This window comes from Novosphingobium naphthalenivorans NBRC 102051, from assembly GCF_001590985.1.
Classification (GTDB): Bacteria; Pseudomonadota; Alphaproteobacteria; order Sphingomonadales; family Sphingomonadaceae; genus Novosphingobium; species Novosphingobium naphthalenivorans.
Map to the genome: position 1 here is coordinate 1 of NZ_BCTX01000178.1, position 2,345 is coordinate 2,345.

Consider the following 2,345-nt stretch of genomic DNA (forward strand, 5'->3'; position numbering starts at 1 on the left):
GTCAACGGGCGCCGAAGATTCCGCAAAAGTGGGCATCTAAAATTCCCTAGTTTGGCGGGACGGTTGTGTCGGTGATCAGCCGTGATGGAGATCGGGATTTTCCTTTGCTGGCGGGCGGCCACGCCGTTTGGGCAAGGGCGGCGGGTTGATGGACGGTGCCATGCGCGCATGCTCGGGCAGCAGGTCAGCGTGCTGTCGCATGCGATAGCTGGAGCCCTCGATCTGGATGACCACCGCGTGGTGAAGGAGGCGGTCGAGCAGCGCGGTGGCCACCACCGGATCGCCAAAGACATCACCCCATTCGGCAAAGCCGCGGTTGGATGTCAGGATCATAGCGCCCTTTTCGTATCGGGCATTGACGAGTTGGAAGAACAGGTTGCCACCGCCCGGCGTAACAGGGAGATACCCGATCTCGTCTACGACGAGCAGCGCGGATCGGCATAGGAAGCGGATCCTTTCGCGCAGCGTGCCCTCCCGTTCCGCCTTGGTCAGTGAAGCGATCAGATCGGCGAGCGGGATGAAGTAGACGCTCTTGCCCGCCTTCACGGCCTCGACTGCAAGAGCAGTGGCGATATGGCTTTTTCCGGTACCGGGCGGACCCAACAGATGCACCACCTCGGCCCGGTTGATGAAGTCCAGGCCAGCGAGCGCCAGGATGCGGTTCCGGTCGAGCGATGGCTGGAAGGAGAAGTCATATCCGTCCAGCGTCTTGATGATCGGCAGCCTTGCCATGCGCAGGGCCGCCTTGATCCTGCGGTTCTCCCGGAGCGATAGTTCTTCGTTCAGCAATATGTCGATGGCCTCGATGCCATCGATTTTGCCCTGCTCTATGCCGCGCAGGGTGGCGTCGAGCATCTCCAGAGCGCGTGGCATTTTGAGATGGACCAGGCTGCGGCGGATATTATCGACGCGGGATGCGGCACCCCCTTGGTTCATGGCCGTTCTCCCCGCGCCAGTTGGCTGCCGATCGCCTGATAGATGGCCAGGGAGCGCACAGCGACATGCTCGCCTATACGACCGATGGCGATTACCTCTTTGCCATGGATACGGCGCTTGGCGCCGCTGCCGCCTGTCCGATGCGCAGGATCGATCCTACACTGCCGACGCCCCTCAAGAACCGGGTGCTCGGCAATGACCTGGCCCAGGTCTACGATCCTGATCTTGTCAGGCAACTGCTGGATTTCGACGACGCGCCGAGTGCGATCGGGAACGCTGTAGTAATTGCCGCCGACAGAGACCATCCCATCATGGCTGACGCGGCGCTCCAGCTTCAGAACGGCGTCAAAGCGACCCGCCGGGAGCAGCTGCAACTCAGGCTGCTCGGCGGCGAAGGCTTCAACAATAATCCGCTGCGTCGTCCCGTGGACACGGACATTGGCGACGGTATCGAGCCAGTCGATTAGCTGGACATTGAGATCGTCCAGATTGCGGAAGCTGCGGCCCAGGAAGAAGTCCTTGCGGATATAGCTGAACGGCCGCTCGACCTTTCCCTTGGTCTTGGCCCGATAGGGACGGCAGGCGCGTGGCACGAAGCGGTAATGCCCCGCCAGGGCCAGCAATGATCGATTGTAGATGATATGGCCCTGATCATCTTCGCCGGTTACGGCGGTTTTCATGCGATCGTAGAGGATTTCGATCGGGACGCCACCGAGCGCTTCAAAGGCCTGCATATGACAGCGCAACAGAGTTTGGAGATCCTGGTGCATGACGTAGCGTGCAAACAGGAAGCGCGAATGTCCCAGCACCAAGCTGAATAGCCAGACGATCCGGCTGACGCCGGGCTCATCGGTAAATTCGACGACGAACCGGGCAAAGTCGACCTGTGCCTGCACGCCAGGCGGCGTCTCGAACCGAACCTCGAAGGGCTTGGGGCCGTTTTCCGGTCGAATCGCTGCCAGGAACCGCTTTACCGCAGTATAGGCGCCCATATACCCCAGCTCACGGATTTCCCGCGTCAGACGCGCCGCCGTCAGATCGGGAAAGGCCACCACTCGCTCACGCAAAAATTCTAGATAGGGTGCCAGTTTGTTCGGTCGACCCAGCATGCGTGGGCCGTAAACCGGGGCCTCGACACCCCGTTCGATATATTTTCGGATGGTCTTGGGATCGCGACCAGTGCGTCGGGCAATGGCGGATATCGATACGCCCTGCCGATGTAATTCGAGGATCATCATCAATTCTCCAAGTCGGATCATCGGCCCCGTCTCCGCGTCTGCAAAGGAGATGAGGACAATGTCGGCTCATCTCATTCTGCCGGGGCTAGCCCCGGCAGAATGAGATGAAGGGGCCACCAACTAGGGAATTTTCAAAGCCCACTTTTGCGGAGAATTGCATGACCGATGACA

At 60.2% G+C, this 2,345-nt stretch carries 2 protein-coding genes; both read right to left on the bottom strand.

The genetic code is table 11. The features are described from left to right. Positions 1-75: 75 nt before the first annotated feature. Positions 76-936 carry an IS21-like element helper ATPase IstB gene (istB, locus tag NN5_RS24515; RefSeq protein ID WP_067739292.1) on the bottom strand — a complete coding sequence of 287 codons (861 nt, stop codon included), beginning with the start codon at positions 934-936 and terminating at the stop codon, positions 76-78. Next, positions 933-2,195 carry an IS21 family transposase gene (istA, locus tag NN5_RS24520; protein ID WP_067739295.1) on the bottom strand — a complete coding sequence of 421 codons (1,263 nt, stop codon included), beginning with the start codon at positions 2,193-2,195 and terminating at the stop codon, positions 933-935. Before istA ends, istB begins: the two co-directional genes overlap by 4 nt. Positions 2,196-2,345: the final 150 nt, after the last annotated feature.